General features: G+C 71.9%; 1 protein-coding gene. It reads right to left on the bottom strand.

Annotated elements, in window-relative coordinates; genetic code table 11:
* Positions 1-20 precede the first annotated feature (20 nt).
* Positions 21-306 (bottom strand): phosphoribosylglycinamide synthetase C domain-containing protein (locus FLQ44_RS17635; protein WP_276607873.1); only part of this gene is annotated, 286 nt, incomplete at its 5' end.

The raw sequence follows: 306 nt of genomic DNA on the forward strand, positions 1-306 counted from the left end.
TGGCCTAGCCGAAACCTGGCTTAATCTTCCCGCTCCAGCGCGCGCCAGCCGATGTCGGAGCGGTGGAAGCCGCCGGGCCAGTCGATCCGGCTGATGGCGGCGTAGGCGCGCTGGCGGGCCTGGGCGATGTCGACGCCGCGGGCGCAGACGTTCAGCACCCGGCCCCCTGACGCCGTCAGCGCGCCGTCCTTGTTGCGGGCGGTGCCGGCGTGGAAGACCTGCACATCGGGGCCGAAGTCCTGTTCGGCGCCGCGGATGACCGAGCCGGTCAGGGCACTGTCGGGATAGCCCTTGGCCGCCATGACC

The sequence above is a fragment of the Vogesella mureinivorans genome (assembly GCF_007644035.1).
Taxonomy (GTDB): domain Bacteria; phylum Pseudomonadota; class Gammaproteobacteria; order Burkholderiales; family Chromobacteriaceae; genus Vogesella; species Vogesella mureinivorans.